Source organism: Synechococcus sp. WH 8101 (assembly GCF_004209775.1).
Classification (GTDB): domain Bacteria; phylum Cyanobacteriota; class Cyanobacteriia; order PCC-6307; family Cyanobiaceae; genus Synechococcus_C.
In genome coordinates, this window is record NZ_CP035914.1 from 825,712 (window position 1) to 848,006 (window position 22,295).

Below are 22,295 nucleotides of genomic sequence, written 5' to 3' on the forward strand. Positions count from 1 at the left end.
CTAGCCAGTGGGGCTCAGGCCTTTTCGGATCTTCAGGAAAGTTCCCGGAATCGTGATCACGACCCCGTAATCTCACCGGGGTCGACGGCGTCATGATTTTGCCCAGACTTTTCATACCTGTTGAATCAGCGACTGGGGAAACCCGTGTTGCGGCTTCACCTGAAACCGTCAAGAAATTCATCAGCCTGGGCTGTTCGGTGACGATCGAGCGCGGCGCTGGTGCTAGCGCCGGTTTTGTGGATACCGCCTACAGCGAGGCTGGCGCCGAGCTGGTGGCTCCCGGCGACTCCCAGGCCTGGGGCGCTGCCGATGTCTTGCTCTGCGTGCAACAACCCAGCGTTAGTGCTCTTGCTCGCCTGCGCCGCGGAGCGTTGGTGGTGGGATTGCTCGCTCCATACAGCAATGCCGAGCTGGCCACGGTGCTTCAGGGGGGTGGCCTTTCCGCCATGGCCCTGGAGTTGTTGCCTCGGATCAGTCGCGCCCAGGCGGCCGACGCCCTCTCCTCCCAGGCCAATATTGCCGGCTACAAGGCCGTGCTGCTCGGGGCCGGTGCTCTCGACCGCTATTTCCCCATGTTGATGACGGCGGCTGGCACCGTCCAGCCTGCCCGTGTGGTGGTGCTGGGGGCTGGTGTGGCCGGGTTGCAGGCGGTGGCCACCGCCCGTCGCCTCGGCGCTGTGGTGTACGTGAGTGATATCCGCCCGGCGGTGAAGGAACAGGTGGAATCGCTCGGGGCCCGCTTCATCGATCCCCCCGACATGGATGACAAACCGGCTGAATCCGGTGGCTATGCCAAGCAGGCGTCCGATGCCTTCCTCGCGGCTCAGCGCCAGCAGCTTTCCGACCAGCTGGCTCAAGCTGATGTGGCAATCTGCACCGCCCAGGTGCCGGGGCGGCGCGCCCCTCGGCTGATCAGCGAAGACATGCTCGATCGCATGCGTCCTGGCTCGGTGGTGGTGGATCTGGCCGTGGCCCAGGGCGGAAACTGCGCCGACACCGAACCCTCTCGCACCGTCGACCGCAAGGGCGTGAAGCTGATCGGCGCCAACGATCTGCCCTGCAGCGTGTCCAATCACGCCAGTGCCCTCTACGCGCGCAATCTGCTGTCGCTGCTCGAGCCCACGCTCCAAGACGGCCAGCTCAAGCTCGACACCGACGATGAATTGATCGCCGGTTGCCTCGTGGCCCAAGACGGCACCATCCGTCGTGGCGACGTTCTTACCCCCGGAGGATCGAACTGATGTCTTTTCTGAGTGAAGCCCTCTGGGTGCTGCTGCTGGGCAGCCTCCTGGGTCTGGAACTGATCGGCAAGGTGCCCCCCACCCTGCACACACCGCTGATGAGCGGCGCCAATGCCATCTCCGGCATCACGGTGCTGGCGGCCCTCACCCTGATCATCAAGGCCGGTCACAGCGGTAATACGCCCCTGCTGCTGCTCGGGTCTGTGTCGCTGGGGTTTGCCCTCTTCAACGTGATCGGCGGCTTTCTCGTCACCGATCGGATGCTGGCCATGTTCGGCCGTAAGCCCGCCCGCAAGGAGTCCCGCTGATGAGCTCTGCTGTGATTGTCAAATTTGTGATCGACCTGGTCGCCGTTCTGCTGCTGGCGCTGGGGATCAAGGGGCTCTCGAAGGTGCGATCCGCTCGTTCTGCCAACCAGCTCGCTGCCGTGGCGATGGCACTGGCGGTGATTGGAGTGCTGGTGGAAGCCCTCAGTTCCAGTGGTGATCTGACCATGGGCCTGGCCGGAGGCATCACCGCCGCCTCCTGGACCTGGATCATCCTCGGCACCCTGGTGGGGGGTGTGCTCGGTGCGATCACCGCCCAGCGCGTGCCGATGACCTCCATGCCCGAAACCGTGGCGCTCTTCAACGGCTGCGGCGGCATGTCGTCGCTGTTGGTGGCCCTCGGCGTCGCCCTCTATCCCGCCATCGGTGGCAGCAGTGAGGGTGAGTCCGGTCTGGTGGAAACCATCTCGATCGTGATCTCCGTGTTCGTGGGCTCGATCACCTTCACCGGTTCGATCGTGGCCATGGCCAAGCTTCAGGGCTGGCTGTCCACACCCGCCTGGATGCAGAGCAAGCTGCGTCATGTTGTGAACATCGCACTGGCGGTTGCGGCCCTGGTGGGTGCGGTGGAGATGGTTCGCCTCAGCGGCAGCACCCATGGGCTCTGGTTGGTGGTGGTGGCCTCCGGTCTGCTTGGCATCGGCGTCACCCTGCCGATCGGCGGTGCCGACATGCCCGTGGTGATTTCCCTGCTCAACAGCTACTCCGGTGTGGCGGCCGCCGCCGCCGGTTTCGTGGTGGGCAGCCAGCTGCTGATCGTGGCGGGGGCCATGGTTGGCGCTGCCGGCCTGATCCTCACCCAGGTGATGTGCAATGGCATGAACCGCTCGCTGGTGTCGGTGCTCTTCGGCGGAGCGCTCGGCGCCACGTCCAGTGCCGGTGCCGGTGGCGGTGGCGGTGAATACACCAACATCACCAGCTGCAGTGTGGAGGAATGTGCCCTCACCCTGGAGGCGGCGGAGCGCGTTGTGATCGTGCCCGGTTACGGCCTTGCCGTGGCTCAGGCTCAGCACACTCTGCGCGAAGTCACCCGTTCTCTGGAAGCGGCTGGTATCCAGGTGGATTACGCCATTCACCCGGTGGCTGGCCGCATGCCTGGCCATATGAATGTGCTGCTCGCTGAGGCCGATGTGCCCTATGAGCAACTCAAAGAGATGGATGTGATCAATCCCGAGTTCCCGGCCACCGATGTGGTGCTGGTGCTCGGTGCCAATGATGTGGTCAATCCCCAGGCCAAAAACGACCCGAACTCGCCGCTTTACGGCATGCCGGTGCTGGATGTGCAACAGGCCCGCACCGTGTTTGTGGTGAAGCGGGGCATGAGTGCTGGCTATTCCGGCATCAAAAACGATCTGTTCGAGCTGGCCAACACCTCGATGGTGTTCGGCGATGCTAAGAAGGTGCTCAGTGATCTGCTCGGGGAGCTCAAGGAGCTGGGCGTCGGCAAGAAGTGAGCGGCCCGCTGCTCCAGCAGCTGGGAGTTGCGCCTTACCGCCAACGCTTCCCCTGGCTGGGGGGTGACCTGCAGACCCTGCGGGACACCCTTCGGCCGATGGCTTTACCGCCGGATCAGGGGCAGCCGCTCCAGATCGCTGTGCCGGCTTTGGCCAGTGGTGCGGCAGCGGCCGGACAGCTGCTGGCCTTTCTCGATCGTCCAACCCCCTTCGCCAGCTCTCAGCCGCCCAAGGGGCTGGTGCTGCTGCTGCATGGACTGGGTGGATCCAGCCGGCGCGAGGGGTTGCGCCGGCTGGGCCTCGCCCTACAGGCCAGCGGCTTTGCCGTGTTGCGGCTCAACCTGCGCGGCGCCGATCCCGGTCGCCATCTCGCCGGCGGCACCTACGCCGCCGCCTGCAACAGCGACCTCCTCCCCGCCTTGATCCGAGCCCGGGAGCTCGCCTCGGATCTGGCTGCCGCAGCCGGGTCACAACGGCCCCTGCCGCTTTTCGGTGCTGGCCTCTCCCTGGGCGGCACCATGCTTCTGAATGCAGCTCTGGCGATTCCCGGGCTACTCGATGGTCTGTTCTGCGCCAGCAGCCCCCTCGACCTGGCCGCCTGCAGCGCTTCGATCGAGCGTCCCCGCAACCGCGTCTACCAGCGTTGGTTGCTGCAGCGGCTTGTACGCCAGACCCTGGCTGATCCCTTCGGTGTGCGTGAGCAGGAGCGGCAGCAGCTGGAGGCGATGGCGCGGGGAGAGCAGGCCGCCACGATCCGGGCCTTTGATGCCGCGATCACTGCTCCACGCTGGAATTTTGCCTCCGTGCAGGCCTATTACAGAGGCGCTTCACCGCTGCCCAGATTGCTCGAGCCCAGCCGGCGGAGCCTGCTGCCACCGACCCTGCTGCTGCAGGCCCTGGATGACCCCTGGGTGCCAGCGGCCGCGGCCCAACAGCTGCAGTCAGCTCTGCAGGTCAGCGATGGCGCCGTTGCTACGGAGGGACCAGTGTCAGTGGTGCTCACGCGCCAGGGCGGCCACAACGGCTTTCACGGCCGCGGCGATGGTCGTTGCAACGGCCTGGAACCGGGTTGCTGGTCGGATCGCCTGGCGCTGGCCTGGTTTGGCCAGCTCAGAGTGAATGCAGGGGTGTGCGGCGGATGATCCAGTCGTGGCAGGGTTCACCCCTCACCACATGGCGTTCGAGGATCTGCTGCACCCGTTCCGGGGTCACGCCGCCATACCAGATGCCGTCGGGCCAGATCAGCAGCACCGGGCCCTGCTCACACACCCGCAGACAATCCGCCTTGCTCCGCAGCACGATGCCTTCGCGTCGTTGAGGGTTCTCCAGATCGAGGGCGCGGACGCCGCTCTTGAGCGCCTCCCAGCTGGCGGCGCCGACGCTGGGATCACAGCACTTCGCTTTGGCAGGCGTGGCACAGAGCAGCAGGTGATGGCTGATCACGCCGCAATCGGAGTCATTCCCAGGCGCCGGTTGCCGCGGTTCACCTGCTCGCGCACCGTGTCCCGCGCCCATTGATCTACCTCCAGCACATCCTCGAGGCGGGGGTGATCCATCCGATCGGCCTTATGACGTTCGCAGGCGGCATCGATTAGGTCGGGAATGTCGAGGAAATGAATCCGTTCCTGCAGGAACTGGGCCACGGCTTCCTCGTTGGCGGCATTCAACACAGCCGGCATGGTGCCGCCGGCCCGTCCGGCGGCGTAAGCCAGCTCCATGCAGGGGTATTTGGCGGGATCGGGGCTGCGGAAGGTCAGTTGCCCCACCTCGGTGAGATTGAGACGACGCCAGGGGGTGTCGAGCCGGGAAGGCCAGCTCAGGCAGTAGAGGATCGGCAGTTTCATGTCGGGCCAGCCCAGCTGGGCGAGCACAGAAGAATCCGCCAGTTCGATCATCGAATGGATGATGCTCTGGGGGTGAATCACGATCTCGATGTGGTCGTAATCGAGGCCGAACAGATAGTGGGCTTCGATCACTTCCAGCCCCTTGTTCATCAGTGAGGCGGAATCCACGGTGATCTTGCGGCCCATGCTCCAGTTGGGATGGGAGGTGGCATCGGCCACGGTTGCCTTCTCTAGATCAGCGGCTTTCCAGTCGCGGAAGGCGCCACCGGAAGCGGTGAGTTGAATGCGGTGCAGGCCGGGAGTGGGAATGCCGGTGGAGAGCCGAGCGTTTTCGGCCCAGGGGGTGCCCTGCAGGCACTGGAAGATGGCGGAGTGCTCCGAGTCGGCCGGCAACAGGCGACTGCCACTCTTTTTCAGCTCGGGCAGCACCACCGGCCCGGCAGCGATCAGGGTTTCCTTGTTCGCCAGGGCTAGATCTTTGCCGGCGCGCACGGCCGCCAGGGTGGGCAGCAGGCCGGCGCAACCGACGATGCCGGTCACCACAAGATCGGCCGACTCCCAGGCGGCGGCCTCATTTAAGCCTTCACGGCCGCCCACGAGCTGGGGCAGAACCTTCGGTGTCTGGTTCGCCTCTAAGGCTTCCAGCCTTGCGCGCAGCTCAGGCAGCAGATCGGCGTCGGCGAGCGCCACCACCTCCGGCTGATGTTCCACGATCTGCTCCACCAGCAGGGGCAGGTTGCGCCCGGCGGTGAGGGCCACAACCCGAAACTGGTCGGGGAACTCCCTGGCGATCTCCAGGGTCTGGGTGCCGATCGAGCCCGTGGAGCCCAGCACGCTGATGGCTTTCACGTCGATCCGGCAATTGGCAACAGTTTCCCATGCCGAACCCTGGCAAACTGCCGCCCATGGCCAGGCAGAGGACGGGCGGATGGCGGTGAAGGAACACTGGCGTTCAGGCCTGGGCTTTGTGTTGGCGGCCGCCGGCAGTGCGGTGGGGCTGGGCAACCTCTGGGGCTTTGCCTATCGGGCGTCCCAGGGTGGTGGTGGTGCCTTCCTGTTGCTGTATGTGCTGATTGTGCTGGTGGTGTGTCTGCCGGTGCTGGTGGCCGAGATGGTGCTGGGCCGCAGCACGGGTCATAGCCCCCTGCTGGCCCCGGTCACGGCGGCGGGCCGGCGCTGGCAGCCGATGGGCTGGCTGTTCATCGCCGCAGCGAGCGGCATCCTGGCCTTCTACGCCGTGCTGATGGGCTGGACCGGCCACACCCTGTGGCATGCGCTGGTGGTGGGTCTGCCGGCCGACATGGCCGAGGCGGAACGCTTCTTCGGGGCCATCAGCGGAGGCAATAGCGCCCTGCTGGGGCAGTCGGTGAGCCTGGTGCTCACGGCCCTGGTCGTGGTGGCTGGAGTGCAGGCCGGCATCGAGCGGCTGTCGCGCTGGGCTCTGCCACTGCTGTTTGTGTTGCTGATCGGACTGGCGCTGTGGGCCTCCGGTCTGGAGGGCGCTGCAGCGGGTCGGGAGACCTTTCTGCTCAATTTCGATCCCAGCGAACTCACCGACTTCACCACCATTCGCAACGCCTTCACCCAGGCGTTCTTTTCAATAGGGGCAGGAATCGGCTGCATCTTGGCTTATGCAGCCTATCTCGACCGCCGGAATCATCTGCCCAGGGAAGCGATTGCTGTTGTGGGGATGGACACCGCCGTCGGACTGCTCGCCGGGCTTGTCACCTTCCCGGTGGTGATGAGTTTCGGGCTGAAGGATGTGGTGAGTGGCTCCACCGTGGGCACCCTGTTTATCGCTCTGCCCACCGGACTCGCCTCTCTTGGGCTCACGGGACGGGTGGTGGCGGTGCTGTTTTTCTTCCTTGCTTACATCGCCGCGATCACCTCGTCGGTGTCGTTGTTGGAGGTGCCGGTGGCGTCGCTGATGGATCGGCTCGGTTGGAGTCGGCGTCGGGCGGTGTGGTTCAGTGCGGCGTTGATTTTTGTGGCTGGTCTTCCTGCGGCCACGTCGATCCCTGTGTTGGAGGTGATGGATTCGATCTTCGGGGGGGTGATGCTGATTCTTGGCGGTCTGCTGATCGCCCTCCTGTTGGGTTGGGCGGCGCCGCAACGCTTTGAGGCTGATCTCAAGGGGAGTGCCACACCGGCTGGCTTACGCCGCTGGTTGCTGTTTGTGCTGCGCTGGATTTCCCCGCCCGTGATCGCCGTAGGCCTGGTGATCAGCCTGGTGGATCTGCTCAGAGGGTGGGGGTGGTTGCCGGGTTGAACTAGCTGAATCAGATCAACTCGCGCAGATGTCGCGAGGCCATCTGCACTTCCCGCAGGAAGCAAAGCGAGGCGAGCATCAACAGGCTCATCGCTGCGATGAACAGGGGCACCACCACCAGGGTGAGGTTCACTCTGGAAATCACGCTGAAGAAGGTCACCGCCACCACGGCGGAAATCAGCAGCGTGGCTGCGGTGAGCAGTTCGATCGCTCGAATCGTGAGTTGCATGCGCCTGCGGTAGCTGCGGCGTTGTTGCTCGTCGAGCGGTTCGCCCGCTCGTGCCGCATCGCGCGCCTGCCTGGCTGCATCCACAATCCGGGCCAGACGGGCGGAGATCACGTTCATCAAGGCGCCGATGCCAGCGAGCAGGAACACCGGGGCCACCGAGAGCTGAATCGCTTTGGAGAGGCTTTCCGGTTGCATCAGCCTGGCGGTCTGTCAGCCTGCATCATCGTCGCCATCCGCAGCATGCTCTGGCTCAAGCGCTGGAATTTCATTGAGCGGGCTCGGCTGGAGCGGGAGCTGTGGGACGCGTTTGAAGCCAAGCAGGATCCCGAAGCCAAGCTGGCGGAGCTTCAGGCCTGGATCGATTCGGCCAACCCCGCCGATCCCAAGCTGGCGGATCAGCGTTTCCGGCTCGAGGTGTGGATCACCACGCTGGCGCGGATCCGCAAGATCGAGGCGTTGATGACGGGACAGCAGCGCTGACCTGCGCCCGTTGCATCAGCTCAGCTCAGCTGTGTCGCCATTCGGTGATGCCGCCGGGCTTGTCGATCAGTTCGATGCCTTGAGCCGTGAGTTCACTGCGGATGAGATCGGCTTCGGCGTAATTTTTGGCCTGCTTGGCAGCTTGACGGGCTGCGATCGCCGCCTCGATCGCCGTGGTGTCGACCGCGCTGTTGCTGGCTTCATCTTCTGGTGTGGCCTCCGCCCGCAGGCCCAGCACCGCCGCCAGTTCGCGCAACAGGAGCCAGCGTGACCTCAACAATGCCGATTCGGATGCCGTGATCCCTGCGTTATCGCCTCGATCGAGTCGGTTGGCCAGGCCGCGCAGGGGCCGAGCCAACTCGAACAACACTGCCAAGGCCCCTGAACTGTTGAGGTCATCGTCCATCGCTTCGATGAAGCGTTGCCGCAAGCCCAGCAACGGGTCGGGGTCGGTTGAGCCTCCTTGACCCAACGGCTCGATGCTGCTTTCCACCACTGCGCCGTAGGGCAGGGGTGTGGTGTGCGGCCAACCCAGAGCGTTGTCATGGCATGTGCCGAGGTTGAGGGCGGCATTCAAGCCTTTCCAGCCGCTGCTGGCCGCCTCCAGGGCTTCCGTCGTGAAATCCAGCGGTTTGCGGTAGTGCGCCTGCAGCACGAACAGACGCAGAGTCATGGCGGAGAGGCCGCTCTCCAGGAGGGCCCGGATCGTGGTGAAGTTGCCCAGCGACTTGCTCATCTTTTCGCCGCCCACGTTCACCATGCCGTTGTGCAGCCACAACCGCGCCAGCTCCTGGCCGCTGGCCGCTTCCGACTGGGCGATTTCGTTCTCGTGGTGCGGGAACACCAGGTCGGCACCGCCGAGATGGATGTCGATCGTGTCGCCCAGCTCCTCGCGCACCATCGCCGAGCATTCGATGTGCCAGCCGGGTCGACCGGCGCCCCAGGGGGAGGGGAAGGAGGGCTCGCCGGGCTTGGCCCCTTTCCAGAGAGCGAAATCGAAGGGGTGTTGTTTGCGTGCTTCTTCGGCATCGGCGACGCGGCCCTCGGCGTTCGTTTGCTGCTCGTTCAGATCACGGCCGCTGAGTTTGCCGTAGCCGGCATGCTTCATCACAGCGAAATACACATCGCCATCCGCGGAATAGGCGGCTCCCTTGGCCTCCAGTTCGCCGATCAGGTCGCGGATCGCGTCGAGGCAGCGGGTGGCGCGCGGCATGCGATCGGGCCTGAGGATTCCCAGGGCATCCATATCGGCATGGAAGGCGGCGATGTTGCGCTCGCTCACCCCCTCCATGCTCGAGCCCTCGTCGGCAGCGCGGTTGAGAATTTTGTCGTCGATGTCGGTGAAGTTCTGCACGAAGGTCACCGCGTAGCCGCGCCAGATCAGATAGCGACGCAGCACATCCCAGTTGATGTAGCTGCGGGCATGGCCCAGGTGGCAGAGGTCATAGACCGTCACCCCACAGCAATAGATGCTCACCTGGCCCTCTTTCAGAGGCCTGAACGGCTCCATGCGTCGGCTGAGCGTGTTGGTGAAGCGCAGGGCCAAGAGCGTGGTGGCGTGGCTGGCGGCGAGGCTAAGGTCTGGGGCCTATTTCGCCTCCATCCAGTTCGCTCCCACGCCCGTTTCCACCACCAGGGGCACGCTGAGCTGCACCGCCTGCTGCATGGTGGTCACCACCAGCTGCCGCACCCTCTCCAGCGCGCTCGGATCCACCTCCAGCACCAGTTCATCGTGCACTTGCAGGAGCAGCCGCGCCGGTAGGGCCTGCTGGTCGAGGGCCGCCTGCAACTGGATCATCGCCAGCTTGATGATGTCGGCGCTGGAGCCCTGGATCGGCGCGTTGGCCGCAGCGCGCAGCTGCTGGGCCTCCATCCCGCCTCGCCGTGCCACCTCAAGATCGATCTCGAGGGGGTCTTTGCCAAGCAGGCGTCCGAGGCCGTTGCGATCGAAGTGGAACGGGCGCCGGCGCCCCAGGATCGTTTCCACGTAGCCGCGACTGAGCGCCAGCCGCTCCTGCAGCTCGAGAAAGGCAAACACCTTGGGATAGCGCTGCCGGTATTTGCTCAGGAACTCCTTGGCCTCCGCCTGGCTGACGCCGGTTTCCCGCGCGAAGCGCTGAGCACCCATGCCGTAAATCACCCCGAAATTGATCGTTTTGCCGAGGCGGCGCTCATCGGCAGTCACCTCGTCTTTCTCCAGCAGCAACCGGGCGGTGAGGGCATGCACGTCGTCGCCGTCGCGGTAAGCCTGTTGCAATACCCCCTCGCCCGACAGGTGGGTGAGGATGCGCAGTTCGATCTGGGAGTAATCGGCACTGAGCAGCTGCCAGCCCTCCTGGGGCAGAAAGGCCTTGCGGATCCGCCGCGAGAACTCCGTGCGCACGGGGATGTTCTGCAGGTTGGGGTTGCTGCTGCTCAGCCTTCCTGTGGCGGTCACCGCCTGGTTGAAGTCGGTGTGCACCCGGCCGGTCTCCGCTTCCACCAGCTGGGGCAGGGCATCCACGTAGGTGCTCTTCAGCTTGCTGAGCGTGCGGTGTTCCAGCACCAGGGGCACCACCGGGTGATCCTGTTCCAGCTTCTCCAGCACGGTGGCATCGGTGCTGTAGCCCGTTTTGGTGCGACGCGACTTCTTGCGATCGAGCCCGAGGGTGTCGAACAGGAGCTCACCAAGTTGTTTGGGTGAGGCGAGGTTGAACTCGACGCCGGCGGCCTGCTTCGCCGCGGCCTCCAGCCGTTCCAGGGTCTGGGCCATCTCGCTGGAGAGCTCGGCAAGGTAAGGCTGGTCGATGCGAATCCCCGTGGCCTCCATCAGCGCCAGCACCGGCTCCAGGGGGAGTTCCACCCGCTCGAGCAGCTCGGTGAGCTGGGAGCCCATCGCCTCCAGCTGCTGGCGCAGATCAAGGGCCAGGCGACGGGTGAGATGCACATCCATGCCGCAGTAGAGGGCAGCCTGGGCGACGGGCACCTCGGCGAAGCTGCTGGCCTTGCCGTCTTTGGCTTTGCCCACCAGGTCGCTGAAAAGGGTGGGTTTGAGGCCGTAATCGCGCTCGGCCATCGCATCAAGGCCGTGTTTGGCTGCCGCATCACGGAGGTAATCGGCCAGCAGGGTGTCCATCACCACCCCGCCGAGGGGAAGGCCGTGGCGCAGCAGGATCAGACGGTCGTATTTGGCGTTCTGCAGCGCCTTGGGGTGGTCATCGCTGGCCAGCCAGGGGGCCAGCTGTTCGAGCACGGTCTCCAGCGGCAACTGGGCAACCGAGGTGTGGCCCACAGGGATGTAGGCGAGATCGCCGCACTCTGCTCCCCAGCACACCCCCAGGCCCACCAGCTGGGCTTGGAAGGGGTTGAGGTCACTGGTTTCGGTGTCCAGGGCCACCGGTCGTGCCCGGTCGGTGCAGCCCATCAGCCGTTGCACCAGCTCACCCAGCTGCTCCGGCGTGGTGACCAGCGTGGGCGTCAGTGCCGGCAGAGCGGAGTCTGACGCTGGAGGATCGTCGGAGCGGGACGGGGGCTCGCTGCTCTCCAGCAGGTGGCCGTTGGCCGCCAGGCCGCCGCTGGAGAAGGTCGCCACAAACGCAGGGATCTGGCGCACCAGACTGTTCAGTTCCAGCTCCTGCAACCGCGCGCTGAGCCCGTCGGCATCCACCGTGCCCAGGTCGAGATCCGGCTCCTGGGGGAGCGGAACATCCACCAGAATTTCAGCCAGCTTGCGGGAGAGAAAGGCGTTGTCGCGATCGGCGCTGAGTTTGCCCTTGAGAGCGCCCTTGATCGCGCCGCGGCTCGCCTTCGGGCCTTCGGCCTCCACCTCGGCCAGGGCCGCATACACCCCATCGAGGTCGCCGTTCTCCTTGAGCAGGTTGATGGCGGTTTTGGGACCGACACCTTTCACGCCTGGGATGTTGTCGGAGCTGTCGCCGGTGAGGGCCTTGAGGTCCACCACCGACGCCGGCGTCACCCCGAGCTTCGCTTCCACGCCGGCTGCGTCGATCAGGCTCGGGCCGCTGCTTTTGGCGTAGGGCCCGCCGCCCATGTAGAGCACGGCAATGTCTCGCTGGTCATCCACCAGTTGGAACAGGTCGCGGTCACCGCTGAGGATCCGCACCCGCCAGCCATCGCTGGCCGCCCGTTGCGCCAGGGTGCCGAGCACGTCATCCGCTTCGTAGCCGGGTGCCAGGCACAGGGGCAGCTGCAGCTGCTCGCGCAGGATCTGCTGGAGCTGCTCCAGGTCTTGAAAGAACACCTCGGGGGCCACGTCACGGTGCGCCTTGTAGTTGGCATCGGCCTCGTGGCGGAAGGTGGGTTCGGCCGTGTCGAAGGCGATCGCCACACCCTGCGGACGCAGCCCCTTGCAGTTGTCAAGCAGGGCCTTGAGGAAGCCGTAGGTCACGCTCGTGGGACGCCCATCCTTGGTGCTGAGGCCCCCTTCGCCACCCTTGCTGAAGGCATAAAAGCTGCGAAAAGCCAGGGAGTGGCCGTCAACAAGCAACAGCAGGGGCTTCTCTGGGCTGGCGGGCATGGGGGTGAGGGTCGTTGGGTTGGATCCGTCTCTCTGGATCAGTCGCGCTTCTTCGCCCAGGGGGGCAGATCGATGAACACCTTCGTGCCGGGCTGAATCCCCTTGAGAATGGCGGTCTGACTGCCGCTGCTCGCCCCGAGTTCCACCGCCTGGAAGCGGGGTTGGTCGTTCTTGCCCACCAGCAGCACACCGGGCTTGCCGTTTTCCGTCACGATCGCCACGGTGGGCACCAGGGTGCTGGGGGCGGTGGATCCGGTCTGGAAGTCCACATCGGCGGTCATGCCGATGCGCAGCTTCGGCGGCGGGTTAATTAGCGACAGCTCCACTTCGAAGGAAATCACGTTGTCGACCTTCTCGGCGCGGGGGGCGATGTCGCGCACACGTGCTGCGAAACGTTGATCCGGGAACGCATCCACCCGCACCGTGGCGTCCTGACCGATGCGAATGCGGCCGATGTCGCTTTCCGGCACCTTGGCGGCCACCTCCAGGCCTTCGGAGAGTTCCACGATCGAGGAGCTGGTGGCGCCGGCGGTGGCTGAGGCGGTGGTGGTGGGGGTCACGAAAGCGCCCGGTTCGGCAAAGCGCTCGGTGATCACACCGCTGAAGGGAGCGCGGATCAGCAGCTCTTCCCCTTCCACCTGGCGTTGCTGGATGCGCTCGCGGGCGGCTGCCAGGGCGGCTTTGCTGCTGTGGTACCTGTAGCGGAACCCATCGAGATCGGAGGTGCTGAGGGCACCGCTGTTTTCCAACCTCTGGTTGCGCAGGAAGTCGGCACGTTTTTCTTCGAAATCGGCCCGGGCCTGCCGTTCCAGCGCCCTCAGTTCATCGAGACGGTCGCGGAAATCGCCGCTGTCCATGCGCGCGAGCACCTGACCCTTCTGCACCGTGTCGCCTTCGTCGACATCCAGGGTCTCCAGCCGCCCCTGCCGTTTCGGGCTCACATTGACGCGCCGGATCGCCTCCAGTTCGCCGCTGGCTGTGATCACTCCGGGCAGGGAGCCCCGCTCCGCTTGCACGGTGTAAGCGCTCAGGTCGCGGCTGCGATTGCGGCCCGGACCGACGCTCCAGAACGCCAATCCACCGCCCACCAGCACCAGACCGGCGATCAGGCCGAGGCTGCGCCGACGCCGTCGTTTGAGGCCGCTGAGTTTGGTGAGGGGAGCCAAGCCCTGCTCCTGGGATGAAGGGAGGGGCTGGCGGTTGGTGGTGGCCATGACCCCACGTGCAATTGCTCACCAGTCTCGCTGGGGGCGACGCCGACTGGCGCAGGTAGATTGCCGCCCATGCTCAAAGCCGGAATCGTCGGACTGCCCAACGTTGGTAAGTCCACCCTGTTCAACGCCCTGGTGGCCAACGCACAGGCGCAGGCTGCCAATTTTCCGTTTTGCACGATTGAGCCGAATGTGGGCACCGTGGCGGTTCCCGATCCCCGGCTGCAGCAGCTCTCGGATCTGAGCGGCAGCAAGGAGCTGATCCCCGCCCGAATGGAATTTGTTGACATCGCCGGTCTGGTCAAGGGGGCCAGCCAGGGGGAGGGCCTCGGCAACAAATTTCTGGCCAACATCCGCGAGGTGGACGCGATCGTTCATGTGGTGCGCTGTTTTGAAGACGACGATGTGATTCATGTGTCCGGCTCCGTGGGGCCGGCGCGGGATGCGGAGGTGATCAATTTGGAGCTGGGATTGGCCGATCTGTCCCAGGTGGAAAAGCGCCGCGAACGGTTGAAGAAACAGATGCGCACCAGCAAGGAGGCCCAGGCGGAGGACGCGGCCCTGGAGCGGATCGAGGCGGTGCTCGAGCAAGGAGGCGCAGCGCGCAGCGTGGCCTTGAGCGAGGAGGAAGCCGCCATGGTCAAACCCCTCGGTCTGCTCACGGCCAAGCCGATCATCTACGCCACCAATGTGAGCGAAGACGATCTGGCTCCTGGCAATCGCTTCTGTGAGGAGGTGGTGGCCCTTGCGGCCAGCGAAGGCGCCGAAACCGTGCGGATTTCTGCCCAGGTGGAGGCGGAACTGATTGAGCTCGGGGATGGGGAGCGCGCCGATTACCTCGAGGGTTTGGGGGTGAGTGAAGGGGGGCTGCAGAGCCTGATCCGCGCCACTTACAACCTGCTCGGTCTGCGCACTTATTTCACAACGGGCGAGAAGGAAACGCGTGCTTGGACCTTCAAGGCCGGCATGACAGCCCCCCAGGCCGCCGGTGTGATCCACACCGATTTCGAGCGGGGCTTCATTCGCGCCCAGACGATCGGCTGGCAGAAGCTGTTGGAGGCCGGCTCCCTCGCCGAGGCCCGCAACAAGGGATGGCTGCGAAGTGAAGGCAAGGAGTATGTGGTGGAAGAGGGGGATGTGATGGAGTTTCTGTTCAACGTCTGAAGCGTCAGTAGGTGGCGCTGAAGGGTTCGGCTTCAGCGACCTGAACACCGAGTTCGCTGCGCCATTGCGACAGGGGTTTCTCCCAGCCCTCCTCCCATTTCTGGGCCACCAGAGGGGCTGCCTGCAGGCCGATTCTGTTGCCGTGGGCGATCGCCCGGCTCATCAGCTCCAGCTCCTTGGGCTGCAAGCGGAAGGAGCGGAACCCGGCGAGCAGGTTGAGCAGCACGAAGGCGGGAAAGCCGATCTGGGTGGCAGTGATCGCCAGCACGCCCGATTCACCGGCTGGTTCGGTGCTGAAGCCCGCCACCACATGGTGCAGGTCATGGGTGGTGGCAATGCGTTGGGTGAGCCACAGCGCTTCGGTGCTCGTGTCGCGTGGGCGGAAGAAGTCGGCGTCGTAGTTGAGCCGGCGGATCATGCCGGCATAGGCATGGCCGAGGCTGCCCTGCGGCAAGCGCTCCAACGCCTCCACATCCGGCTGGAAGGGGGGATAGCGCTGCTCGAGCATCTCGGCACCACCGGGAAGCCGGCGGAAGCGTTCGATGCACAGGGCCATCGCTTCACTGTCGAGGAAGTTGTCAACCAGATCGGCGATGCTGTCGAGCCCACCGCCTGTTTTGGCCAGGTCGCGAAGGATGGTGAGGTTGCGCACGGAGCGCAGCAATTCACGGGCTTGGCTCATGACGCTCCATTGGCGATGGGAAAGTGCCGCTGTGATTCTGAAGGCTCAGTTGCACCACGGATAAATCGATGCCATCACCGTCATCGATCGCATGCATCTGTCGGTGCACACCGCCGAAAACCCACTGCCGCAACCTCAGCGGCAAGCTCGGCTTCAAGGGCGCCGAACTGGTCCGTTACGCCACGCTCCAAAGCCTGCAGGCTCACGCCTGATTGCTGGGGCCGGTTCGCCTCCATGCCTCCCAGACGGCGTACTGTTCCGATGCATGGCTTCATTCCGTGATGGCCGAGGCCGATGTGCGCTGGTTGCAGCGTCTCGACAACTATGGGCGGGCCTTGGCCACCCTCAGCAGAGCTCTGGCCATCGCCGAGCAACGCCCGCTGAGCGAACTGGAGGAGCAGGGGCTTATCCAAGCGTTTGAATTCACCCACGAGCTCAGTTGGTTGCTGCTCAAGGATTTCCTGGTGCATCAAGGGGTGAGTGGCATCAGCGGATCCCGCGATGCGGTGCGGGAGGCGGTGCTGCGAGAGCTGTTGCCGGCGGGGTCGGAGGTCACCTGGATGGCGATGATTCGCAGTCGCAATCTCACCAGCCACACCTACAACCCTGCGCTCGCTCATGAGATCGCCGCGTTGATTCAGGAGCGGTATGCGGCAGCCCTGTTCAATCTGCAGCAGTGCATGCTGGAGCGCGCCGGATCCCAGCGCTGACCATGGCGTCCATCCCTGGCTTACCCGAGAGCGACAGCGACATAGTGCTGCGCTGCATCGAGGCCCACCCGGCGGTGCAGCGCGTCGTCCTGTATGGCTCGCGCGCTCTGGGGCGTCAACGCTCTGGGTCTGATGTGGATCTTTGCCTGGTGGCACCCACCATGACGCTGGCGGAACTGCTGGAACTCGGCGGTGAACTCGATGATCTGCTGTTGCCCTGGCGGATCGATCTGCAACTCCTGCATTTGATTCACCATCCCCCGCTGCTTGATCACCTTCAGCGCGCCGGCCGTGTGATCTGGCAGCGGCAGGGTTAACCCCTCAGAACACCTCAGTCGATGTCGCCGTAGTCCTCAGCCAGCCCATCACGGTTGTTCTGGGCTGACGCGATAGCGCGGGCGCACCGCTTGCAGCAGCGGCAACACCAGCAGACACACCATCGCCATCAGCAGCCACAACAGCAGACCGTGCCCCTGGTGGTCGAGCAGGGCACCGGCCAGCAGCGGTGCGCCCGTGGCACTGATGGCGAAGCACTGGGAAAACAGGGCCATCGCCAGGCCCCGATGTTGAAGGGGCGTTTCTTCCACCATCGCTTCCGCCGCTGTGGGCAGAAACGCGGCTTCGGCGAAGGCCATCGGCAGCACCGCCAGCACGATCAAGCCAACGCCGCCAGTCCAGAGAGCGGAGCCGGCTAGCAGCACACAGCCGCCGCTGAAACTCACCAGCCCCACCCCCAGCCCAAACCGCAGACTGTGTTGGGCGACCCAGTTGCCCACCGGCCATTGCAGCAGCACCAGCAACCCCAGCTGCAGCGCAATCAGCCCCCCACTCCAGGCTTCGCTGAGCGCTGGCCGATCCAGACCGCCGCGCACCAGGTCGAGGGGGAGGGCGCTCTGCAGCAGGGCAATCATGCCGGTGGCCACGATGCTCACCGCCAGCACGGGCAACAGGGGAAGCAGCCAGCTGCCGTGGCCGCTTGCCCCATCCCGGTCAGTCAAGCCTCCCGGCCTCGTTCCCTGCCTCGGATTCAGCAGCGCCTCCCGACCATCCGGCAGGGGTCGCCAGATCAGCACCAGCAGCATGCTCAGCACGGCCGTGGCCTCCACCAGAAACACGCCACGAATCAGGCCCAGGCCGGCGAGCACCGCACCGATCAGGGCTCCCATCGCGACGCCGAGGGCATCGGCGCTACGGGCTAAGGCGTAGCCGCGGCTGGAAGGAAAGGAGCCGGTGCTCAGGGGCACGGCCAGTTCGATCGCGGGGAAGTACAGGCCAGCGGCGATGCCGATCAACAGCTGGCCGATCACATAGCCCTGGAAGGTCTGGGCCTGCAGCAGCACCAGATCAGCCGCCAGGGCCAGGAGCGCCGCCGCCCGTACGGGCCAGGAGCAGCGGAGGCCCCGATCGAGCAGGAGTCCGCAAAGCAACCGCGCCACCGTGCCGATCAGGGCCGATGCCGCCAACCCCTGCCCCACCTGACTGGCGGACAGGTTCACCTGGTGAAAAATGATCGGGGTCATGTAGATCACCCCACCGGCTCCAAGCGAGGCAAGCCAGCGGATGACGGCCAACTCCTGCAGGGCTGCGGGAAACTGGTGCCACCAGTGCAGTGGTCTGGGCCTTGCGACGACAACGCTCAACAGGACGGCCCCCGTCGTGGCGGGTGGGAATGGGTCTGGTCGTCAGTCTGCTGGTCGCCGCCAGCCCACTGCGGCCGCTGCGGGCGGCCGAACAGCTGCAGGTGCAGCTCGATGGCATGGTTATCCCTCTGCAGATCGATGAGCTGGTGGCCTGGGGACGCTCCGGCGGCGTCAGCAACTCCGAACTGGGCATTTGGCTGAATCTGCTCGAGCCCGACAGCCGTGAAGGGGTGCTGGAGCTGTTGCGCGCCCCACTGATCAACGATCGGAGCATGGCGCGGCAATTGCTCGGCAGCTGGGCCGGACGTCGCCTGCTCGATGAGGTGGCCGACATTGTGCGCGTCGATGACGACAGCGCCGGCGACACCCTGCTGAACACCTTGGAGAGTCTGCTCAATCGCCAGGAGCAGGTGTCGAGCTTGGATCTCTTGGAGGCCCTGCCGGCCAGTCATGTGCGGCTGGACCTGGATGCCCTGTTGCAGGCGGCCGGTCATTGGCGTCAGCAGCTGCAACGCCAGCAGCAGCTTGTGCGCCGCCTCGCTGGAGAGGCGCGTGACCAGGCGGCGGCGTCGCCAGCGCTGGCTGCTTCCAGTGCGGATTCCAGTGCGGCGCTCGTAGCCCGTGAGCCCGAGATCCAGTTGCTGCCGGTGAACCACCGCGAGCGTCCTCTGCGTCTGCAGCTTTGGCGGCCCCAGCCGGGAGCGCCCGCCCACAGCACCTGGCTGGTGTGGATGCCGGGGTTGGGGGGCAGTCCGGATCACTTCCGCTGGTTGGGTCGGGCACTGAGTCGCCGCGGTTGGTCGGTGCTTGTGCTCGAGCATCCGGGTAGTGATGCCGAAGCGGTGAAGGCCCTGCTCGATGGCCGTCGGCCGCCGCCGGGTGCTGAGGTGATCCCCGACCGTCTGCGCGATCTGGAGGCCGTGCTGGCGGCCCGCCGCAGCGGCACGATTGCCCTGCCCGGTGAGCAGCTTGTGCTCGGTGGCCATTCCCTCGGCGCACTGACGGCGTTGCTGGGGGCGGGAGCCCGGCCCCGGAGCGGCCTGGACCGGCGCTGTGCCACCGCTCTCGATGACCTCCCCCTCAGCAACCTGTCTCGCCTGCTGCAGTGCCAGCTCACTGAGGTGGCGTTGCCGTCGCCCCCTGCCGAGACGACGCCACCAGCGGATCTGGTGGGTCTGATCGGCATGAACAGCTTCGGCAGCTTGCTCTGGCCCCGGAACCGGCCTCTGCAGCTGCCCGTTCCCGTGCTCTTCAGTGGTGGCAGCCTGGATCTGATCACCCCGCCCCAGAGTGAACAGCTGGGCCTGATGCTGGCGCTGGCGCCCCATCCGGCCAGCCGTGCCGTGGTTGTTGACGGTGCCAGCCACTTCTCGCCGGTGCGGGTGGAAGGACAGGCGGGTGAGGGCCAGGGGGAGGATCTGTTCCGGCTTGGCAAGGAGCTGGTGGGCGTCCAGCCCCTGCAGGTGCAGGCCCTTTTGGAAGACGAAATCGTGGTGTTTCTTGAGCAGCTCGAGGGCTCCCGCCCAGAGGCGGCGGCAGCACAGACCAGCACCCTGCATCGCCGGATCGGCGATCTGCAGCTGCACCGACTCAACCCGGAGGCTGCCTCGCGCCTGCTGGTTGAGTAGGCCCGTTGGGTCTCAGTAGCGCACCCTGGGATCGAGCAGGGCTACCAGCAGATCCACGAGCACGCTCACCATCACCACCAGCGCCGCCACCACCACCACAATTCCCTGCACCACCGGGTAATCGCGCTGGTTGATGCTTTCCTGCAGCCGCAGGGCGATTCCAGGCCAGGAAAAGGTCACCTCGATCAGCAAGGCGCCGCCGATCAGGGACGCCACCGTGATCCCGGCGATGGTGAGCACAGGCAGCAGGGCATTGGGGAGGGCGTGACGCAGCACCACCTGGGTTTCGCTCAGGCCGCGGCTCCTGGCTGCCTCCACATAATCCGATCGCAACGCCCGGCGCAGGTTGAGGCGCAGAGCGTTAGTGAAAATGCCGCTGAGCAGCAAGCCGAGGGTGCAGGCGGGCAGCACCAGGTGTCGTAAGGCCCCCTGCAGGGCGGGCCAGTCGCCGCTGCGCAGGCTGTCGAGAATCAGGAAGCCGCTGCCATCGGGGGGCACCAGGCTGGGGGGGAAACGCCCGCCCACCGGCAGCCAGCCGAGGATCACCGCAAACAGCAGTTGCACCAGCATCGCCACCCAGAAGGGCGGCAGGGCGTAGGTGCCGATGCCGTAGAAGCGACCGGCCAGGTCGAGCTTGCCCTCGGGGCGGGCGATGCCGCTGAAGCCCACCGCCAGGCCGCTCAGCGCTGCCACCAGCAGGGCCGTGAGGCTCAGCTCCAGGCTGGCGGGCAGAGCATGGCGGATGATCTCCCCCACCGGCTCCTGGTTGATCAGGGCCCGGCCCAGGTCGCCGTGGAGCAGGCCGTTGAGAAAGTCGAGATATTGATGCGAGAGGGGTTGGTCGAGGCCGAGACGCTCGCGCAGCAGCGCCTTGGCCGCCGCCGGTGCCCGGCTGCCGAGCACCGCATCCACCGGATCCCCCGGAGCGACCCGCAACAGCAGAAACACCAGACTGGCGATCAGCCAGAGCATCACCGGCGCCAGGGCGAGGCGGGTGGCGCTGTAACGCAGCAGCTCACGAGCCCGCGCCATCAGTGCTGGCTCCGCAGGCGGGCCAGATCCAATAAGCCGCTGCCATCAAAGCGCGGAGATGCCATGTGGGTCTGGGCCCAGGCCTTCGGGGTCACCAGCCACACCGGCAGATAGGCGGCGCCTGCGGCCGCCATCGCATCAACGCGGTTCAGTTGCCGGAGCCGCGCCTGGCCCTGCAGGCTGTCGCTGTGACGCAGGGCGGGCTCAAGTCCGGGCGTGGTCCAGAAACTGCCGCTGCTCACCGCTTCCCCGGCTTCGCAGACATCACCACGGGAGCGGCTGCAGCTGAGCATCGGCACCAGAAATGCCTCCGGATCGGGATAGGTGGCTCCCCAGTCGAGCATCACCGCTTTGAACGCCCCCTCGCCGAGCTGACGGTAAACGGTGGTGGATTCCACGCCCTCCAGCTTGAGGTGCACGCAGTCGGGCAGATCCCGGGCCAGTTGGGCCTGCCAGGTGAGGGCCATCAGGCGGTCGGAGGGCACATTGGTGCGGTAAGTGAAAGGCAGCGTCAGCCGCGTGCCTTCGCAGTAGCCCGCCTGACGGAACAACTGGCGGGCTTGGGTGGGGGCGTAGCGCGGCCAGGGCTCGCTGGCGCCGCCGCGCAGGTTGGGCGGGATCAGGGAGCGCAGGGGGCGGCGTTGATCGTGGCTGACACGCCGACTGATCAGCGGACGATTGAGGCTGTGGGCCAGGGCCAGGCGCACGAGCCGGTTCTGCAGCGGTGGTGCATTGCTGAGCAGGGTGATGTATCCGATGTTGAGGGCGGGGCCGCTGCTCTGCAGCAGCAGACCCTTGGCAGCGCGGCGATCAAGGGCCAGGCGCTGGTCTTCGTCGATGGAATCCGACAGCAGCACATCCACTTCGCCGCTGCGCAGGGCGCCGAACAGGGCAGTGGAATTGCTGAGGTTGATCAGATCGAGGCCCTGATTGCTCGGTGCTTCACCCCAGTAGTCGGCAAAGGGGCTGAGCCGTTGCTGCGTGGAGCTGAATCGCACCAGGCGATAGGGGCCGGTGCCCACGAAGCGATCGTTGAGGAAACGGTCCCGGTAGCTGGCATAGGCCTTCGGCGAGACCGGGGTGAGATAGGGGGAGGTGAGCAGGCTCTCCAGGGAGCTGGAGGGTCTGCTGAGCCGCAGGCGCAGCAGGAAAGGCTCCGGGGTCTCGATCGCATCGATCCGATCGCCCACGACGTAGCTCTGGGTGCCGATGCGCAGGAAGCGCCGCAGGCTGAAGGCCATGGCGGCGGCATCAAAGCGGCTGCCGTCGTGAAAACGCACATCGCGACGCAAGGGGATCGTCACCGTGCGGCCCCCATCGCTGAGTTGGGGCTGGCTGGCCGCCAGTTGGGGCGTCAGCCGGCCGGCCGCGTCGCGTTGGTAGAGGGTGTCGCCCAGGGCGCTGAGCAGTTGCAGGGTGCCGGTGGTGCTGGCCTGGGCAGGATCCAGCGACACGATCCGTCCTGCACTGGCCACTGTGAGGCGCTGGCGATCGCGAGGCGGCTGACAGGCCAGTTGCGTGACGCAGAGGGCGGCCAGCAATGCCGCAGCTCGCCAGCCTGAACGCCTGACCATTCAGCGGTGCGGGGCCGGGCCGGACAGCGTCGTCGACTGCTCCCGGGGAATCTGTTGCAGGGGCACTTCAAACACGCGGGAGCCACCCTTGGGCTGCAGGGGCCAGCGGCGCACCCAGCAGCGGTTGTGGGCGTTGTCGACGCCGATCACCTGGAACAGGTCGGTGCTGCTGTCGATCCGGATGCAGTCACCCTGGTGCAAATCCATGGAGGGGTGCGACACGGTTGCGCTGCAGCGTTGCCCCGGGGCTGTGATCAGTTCGTTCGGCATGAACCGCAGGGAGCACAGATCGGCA

22 protein-coding genes are annotated in these 22,295 nt (G+C 65.7%); 11 read left to right on the forward strand and 11 right to left on the reverse strand.

Features of this window, described 5'->3' with window-relative positions:
- Nucleotides 1-92 precede the first annotated feature (92 nt).
- Genes SynWH8101_RS04125 through SynWH8101_RS04140 form a run of 4 tightly spaced genes read left to right on the forward strand, consistent with a single transcriptional unit; the run spans nucleotide 93 to nucleotide 4,163 of the window.
- A complete protein-coding gene (locus tag SynWH8101_RS04125) occupies nucleotides 93-1,241 on the forward strand; it encodes a Re/Si-specific NAD(P)(+) transhydrogenase subunit alpha (RefSeq protein WP_130128679.1) in 1,149 nt (382 codons plus the stop codon).
- Nucleotides 1,241-1,549, forward strand: coding sequence for an NAD(P) transhydrogenase subunit alpha (locus SynWH8101_RS04130; RefSeq protein WP_007100295.1), 309 nt, complete (start codon nucleotides 1,241-1,243; stop codon nucleotides 1,547-1,549). Before SynWH8101_RS04125 ends, SynWH8101_RS04130 begins: the two co-directional genes overlap by 1 nt.
- Nucleotides 1,549-3,021 carry an NAD(P)(+) transhydrogenase (Re/Si-specific) subunit beta gene (locus tag SynWH8101_RS04135; RefSeq protein WP_130128680.1) on the forward strand — a complete coding sequence of 491 codons (1,473 nt, stop codon included), beginning with the start codon at nucleotides 1,549-1,551 and terminating at the stop codon, nucleotides 3,019-3,021. Before SynWH8101_RS04130 ends, SynWH8101_RS04135 begins: the two co-directional genes overlap by 1 nt.
- Nucleotides 3,018-4,163 carry an alpha/beta fold hydrolase gene (locus SynWH8101_RS04140; protein WP_130128681.1) on the forward strand — a complete coding sequence of 382 codons (1,146 nt, stop codon included), beginning with the start codon at nucleotides 3,018-3,020 and terminating at the stop codon, nucleotides 4,161-4,163. The genes SynWH8101_RS04135 and SynWH8101_RS04140 overlap by 4 nt, the downstream gene beginning before the upstream one ends.
- On the opposite strand, the gene SynWH8101_RS04145 is transcribed toward SynWH8101_RS04140, so the two are convergent.
- Both SynWH8101_RS04145 and SynWH8101_RS04150 read right to left on the reverse strand, forming a co-directional pair.
- Nucleotides 4,132-4,464 carry a ferredoxin gene (locus SynWH8101_RS04145; protein ID WP_130128682.1) on the reverse strand — a complete coding sequence of 111 codons (333 nt, stop codon included), beginning with the start codon at nucleotides 4,462-4,464 and terminating at the stop codon, nucleotides 4,132-4,134. The genes SynWH8101_RS04140 and SynWH8101_RS04145 overlap by 32 nt on opposite strands.
- Nucleotides 4,461-5,714, reverse strand: coding sequence for a 1-deoxy-D-xylulose-5-phosphate reductoisomerase (locus SynWH8101_RS04150; RefSeq protein ID WP_130128683.1), 1,254 nt, complete (start codon nucleotides 5,712-5,714; stop codon nucleotides 4,461-4,463). The genes SynWH8101_RS04145 and SynWH8101_RS04150 overlap by 4 nt, the downstream gene beginning before the upstream one ends.
- Before the next feature lie 79 nt (nucleotides 5,715-5,793).
- On the opposite strand from SynWH8101_RS04150, the gene SynWH8101_RS04155 reads away from it, so the two are divergent.
- Nucleotides 5,794-7,134 (forward strand): sodium-dependent transporter, encoded by a 1,341-nt coding sequence (locus SynWH8101_RS04155; protein WP_130130334.1) that lies wholly within the window; start codon nucleotides 5,794-5,796, stop codon nucleotides 7,132-7,134.
- Between the two features lie 10 nt (nucleotides 7,135-7,144).
- Here the strand turns inward: SynWH8101_RS04155 and SynWH8101_RS04160 are convergent, their stop codons facing one another.
- Entirely contained in the window at nucleotides 7,145-7,558 is a 414-nt protein-coding gene (locus SynWH8101_RS04160) for a DUF2721 domain-containing protein (protein ID WP_130128684.1), read from the reverse strand.
- Nucleotides 7,559-7,603: 45 nt separating this feature from the next.
- Here SynWH8101_RS04160 and SynWH8101_RS04165 point away from each other — a divergent pair, with 45 nt between their 5' ends.
- Nucleotides 7,604-7,843 carry a hypothetical protein gene (locus SynWH8101_RS04165; protein WP_130128685.1) on the forward strand — a complete coding sequence of 80 codons (240 nt, stop codon included), beginning with the start codon at nucleotides 7,604-7,606 and terminating at the stop codon, nucleotides 7,841-7,843.
- A gap of 25 nt (nucleotides 7,844-7,868) precedes the next feature.
- Here the strand turns inward: SynWH8101_RS04165 and cysS are convergent, their stop codons facing one another.
- The 3 genes from cysS to SynWH8101_RS04180 are packed head-to-tail and all read right to left on the reverse strand — an operon-like array spanning nucleotide 7,869 to nucleotide 13,573.
- Complete coding sequence (cysS, locus tag SynWH8101_RS04170) at nucleotides 7,869-9,389, reverse strand: cysteine--tRNA ligase (protein WP_130128686.1); 1,521 nt, start codon at nucleotides 9,387-9,389, stop codon at nucleotides 7,869-7,871.
- A gap of 42 nt (nucleotides 9,390-9,431) precedes the next feature.
- A complete protein-coding gene (gene polA / locus SynWH8101_RS04175) occupies nucleotides 9,432-12,359 on the reverse strand; it encodes a DNA polymerase I (protein ID WP_130128687.1) in 2,928 nt (975 codons plus the stop codon).
- Between the two features lie 38 nt (nucleotides 12,360-12,397).
- Nucleotides 12,398-13,573 (reverse strand): efflux RND transporter periplasmic adaptor subunit, encoded by a 1,176-nt coding sequence (locus tag SynWH8101_RS04180; protein ID WP_130128688.1) that lies wholly within the window; start codon nucleotides 13,571-13,573, stop codon nucleotides 12,398-12,400.
- Between the two features lie 69 nt (nucleotides 13,574-13,642).
- Between SynWH8101_RS04180 and ychF the strand changes: the two genes are divergently transcribed.
- The gene (gene ychF / locus SynWH8101_RS04185; RefSeq protein ID WP_130128689.1) at nucleotides 13,643-14,734 is read left to right on the forward strand and encodes a redox-regulated ATPase YchF; all 1,092 of its coding nucleotides are present in this window, start codon (nucleotides 13,643-13,645) and stop codon (nucleotides 14,732-14,734) included.
- A 4-nt stretch (nucleotides 14,735-14,738) separates the two neighbouring features.
- Here the strand turns inward: ychF and SynWH8101_RS04190 are convergent, their stop codons facing one another.
- Nucleotides 14,739-15,416 carry a Coq4 family protein gene (locus SynWH8101_RS04190; RefSeq protein ID WP_174719495.1) on the reverse strand — a complete coding sequence of 226 codons (678 nt, stop codon included), beginning with the start codon at nucleotides 15,414-15,416 and terminating at the stop codon, nucleotides 14,739-14,741.
- 68 nt (nucleotides 15,417-15,484) lie between these two features.
- Here SynWH8101_RS04190 and SynWH8101_RS14015 point away from each other — a divergent pair, with 68 nt between their 5' ends.
- The 3 genes from SynWH8101_RS14015 to SynWH8101_RS04200 all read left to right on the forward strand — a co-directional run bounded on the left by SynWH8101_RS14015 (nucleotide 15,485) and on the right by SynWH8101_RS04200 (nucleotide 16,443).
- Nucleotides 15,485-15,628: a hypothetical protein gene (locus SynWH8101_RS14015; RefSeq protein ID WP_165380917.1), complete on the forward strand. Its 144-nt coding sequence runs from the start codon at nucleotides 15,485-15,487 to the stop codon at nucleotides 15,626-15,628.
- Nucleotides 15,629-15,697: 69 nt separating this feature from the next.
- Nucleotides 15,698-16,126 carry a nucleotidyltransferase substrate binding protein gene (locus SynWH8101_RS04195; protein WP_130128690.1) on the forward strand — a complete coding sequence of 143 codons (429 nt, stop codon included), beginning with the start codon at nucleotides 15,698-15,700 and terminating at the stop codon, nucleotides 16,124-16,126.
- Between the two features lie 2 nt (nucleotides 16,127-16,128).
- Nucleotides 16,129-16,443 carry a nucleotidyltransferase domain-containing protein gene (locus SynWH8101_RS04200; RefSeq protein WP_130128691.1) on the forward strand — a complete coding sequence of 105 codons (315 nt, stop codon included), beginning with the start codon at nucleotides 16,129-16,131 and terminating at the stop codon, nucleotides 16,441-16,443.
- Between the two features lie 48 nt (nucleotides 16,444-16,491).
- On the opposite strand, the gene SynWH8101_RS04205 is transcribed toward SynWH8101_RS04200, so the two are convergent.
- The gene (locus SynWH8101_RS04205; RefSeq protein WP_254428105.1) at nucleotides 16,492-17,646 is read right to left on the reverse strand and encodes an MFS transporter; all 1,155 of its coding nucleotides are present in this window, start codon (nucleotides 17,644-17,646) and stop codon (nucleotides 16,492-16,494) included.
- Nucleotides 17,647-17,795: 149 nt separating this feature from the next.
- Between SynWH8101_RS04205 and SynWH8101_RS04210 the strand changes: the two genes are divergently transcribed.
- On the forward strand, nucleotides 17,796-19,394 hold the full coding sequence (locus SynWH8101_RS04210; protein WP_130128692.1) for an alpha/beta hydrolase: 1,599 nt from the start codon (nucleotides 17,796-17,798) through the stop codon (nucleotides 19,392-19,394).
- A 12-nt stretch (nucleotides 19,395-19,406) separates the two neighbouring features.
- Here the strand turns inward: SynWH8101_RS04210 and SynWH8101_RS04215 are convergent, their stop codons facing one another.
- The 3 genes from SynWH8101_RS04215 to SynWH8101_RS04225 are packed head-to-tail and all read right to left on the reverse strand — an operon-like array spanning nucleotide 19,407 to nucleotide 22,270.
- On the reverse strand, nucleotides 19,407-20,426 hold the full coding sequence (locus tag SynWH8101_RS04215; RefSeq protein WP_130128693.1) for an ABC transporter permease: 1,020 nt from the start codon (nucleotides 20,424-20,426) through the stop codon (nucleotides 19,407-19,409).
- Nucleotides 20,426-22,000 carry an ABC transporter substrate-binding protein gene (locus tag SynWH8101_RS04220; protein WP_130128694.1) on the reverse strand — a complete coding sequence of 525 codons (1,575 nt, stop codon included), beginning with the start codon at nucleotides 21,998-22,000 and terminating at the stop codon, nucleotides 20,426-20,428. Before SynWH8101_RS04220 ends, SynWH8101_RS04215 begins: the two co-directional genes overlap by 1 nt.
- Nucleotides 22,001-22,270 carry a hypothetical protein gene (locus SynWH8101_RS04225; protein ID WP_130128695.1) on the reverse strand — a complete coding sequence of 90 codons (270 nt, stop codon included), beginning with the start codon at nucleotides 22,268-22,270 and terminating at the stop codon, nucleotides 22,001-22,003.
- Between the last annotated feature and the right edge of the window lie 25 nt (nucleotides 22,271-22,295).

What these genes read in the sequence shown, in the direction of transcription:
- polA (WP_130128687.1), bottom strand. Translation starts at nt 12,359, where the DNA reads ATGCCCGCCAGCCCAGAGAAGCCCCTGCTGTTGCTTGTTGACGGCCAC.
- SynWH8101_RS04180 (WP_130128688.1), bottom strand. Translation starts at nt 13,573, where the DNA reads ATGGCCACCACCAACCGCCAGCCCCTCCCTTCATCCCAGGAGCAGGGC.
- SynWH8101_RS04215 (WP_130128693.1), bottom strand. Translation starts at nt 20,426, where the DNA reads ATGGCGCGGGCTCGTGAGCTGCTGCGTTACAGCGCCACCCGCCTCGCC.
- SynWH8101_RS04155 (WP_130130334.1), top strand. Translation starts at nt 5,794, where the DNA reads ATGGCGGTGAAGGAACACTGGCGTTCAGGCCTGGGCTTTGTGTTGGCG.
- SynWH8101_RS04205 (WP_254428105.1), bottom strand. Translation starts at nt 17,646, where the DNA reads ATGACCCCGATCATTTTTCACCAGGTGAACCTGTCCGCCAGTCAGGTG.
- SynWH8101_RS04160 (WP_130128684.1), bottom strand. Translation starts at nt 7,558, where the DNA reads ATGCAACCGGAAAGCCTCTCCAAAGCGATTCAGCTCTCGGTGGCCCCG.
- SynWH8101_RS04135 (WP_130128680.1), top strand. Translation starts at nt 1,549, where the DNA reads ATGAGCTCTGCTGTGATTGTCAAATTTGTGATCGACCTGGTCGCCGTT.
- SynWH8101_RS04220 (WP_130128694.1), bottom strand. Translation starts at nt 22,000, where the DNA reads ATGGTCAGGCGTTCAGGCTGGCGAGCTGCGGCATTGCTGGCCGCCCTC.
- SynWH8101_RS04130 (WP_007100295.1), top strand. Translation starts at nt 1,241, where the DNA reads ATGTCTTTTCTGAGTGAAGCCCTCTGGGTGCTGCTGCTGGGCAGCCTC.
- SynWH8101_RS04210 (WP_130128692.1), top strand. Translation starts at nt 17,796, where the DNA reads ATGGGTCTGGTCGTCAGTCTGCTGGTCGCCGCCAGCCCACTGCGGCCG.
- SynWH8101_RS04165 (WP_130128685.1), top strand. Translation starts at nt 7,604, where the DNA reads ATGCTCTGGCTCAAGCGCTGGAATTTCATTGAGCGGGCTCGGCTGGAG.
- SynWH8101_RS04200 (WP_130128691.1), top strand. Translation starts at nt 16,129, where the DNA reads ATGGCGTCCATCCCTGGCTTACCCGAGAGCGACAGCGACATAGTGCTG.
- SynWH8101_RS04190 (WP_174719495.1), bottom strand. Translation starts at nt 15,416, where the DNA reads ATGAGCCAAGCCCGTGAATTGCTGCGCTCCGTGCGCAACCTCACCATC.
- SynWH8101_RS04195 (WP_130128690.1), top strand. Translation starts at nt 15,698, where the DNA reads ATGGCCGAGGCCGATGTGCGCTGGTTGCAGCGTCTCGACAACTATGGG.
- SynWH8101_RS04125 (WP_130128679.1), top strand. Translation starts at nt 93, where the DNA reads ATGATTTTGCCCAGACTTTTCATACCTGTTGAATCAGCGACTGGGGAA.
- SynWH8101_RS14015 (WP_165380917.1), top strand. Translation starts at nt 15,485, where the DNA reads ATGCCATCACCGTCATCGATCGCATGCATCTGTCGGTGCACACCGCCG.
- ychF (WP_130128689.1), top strand. Translation starts at nt 13,643, where the DNA reads ATGCTCAAAGCCGGAATCGTCGGACTGCCCAACGTTGGTAAGTCCACC.
- SynWH8101_RS04225 (WP_130128695.1), bottom strand. Translation starts at nt 22,270, where the DNA reads ATGCCGAACGAACTGATCACAGCCCCGGGGCAACGCTGCAGCGCAACC.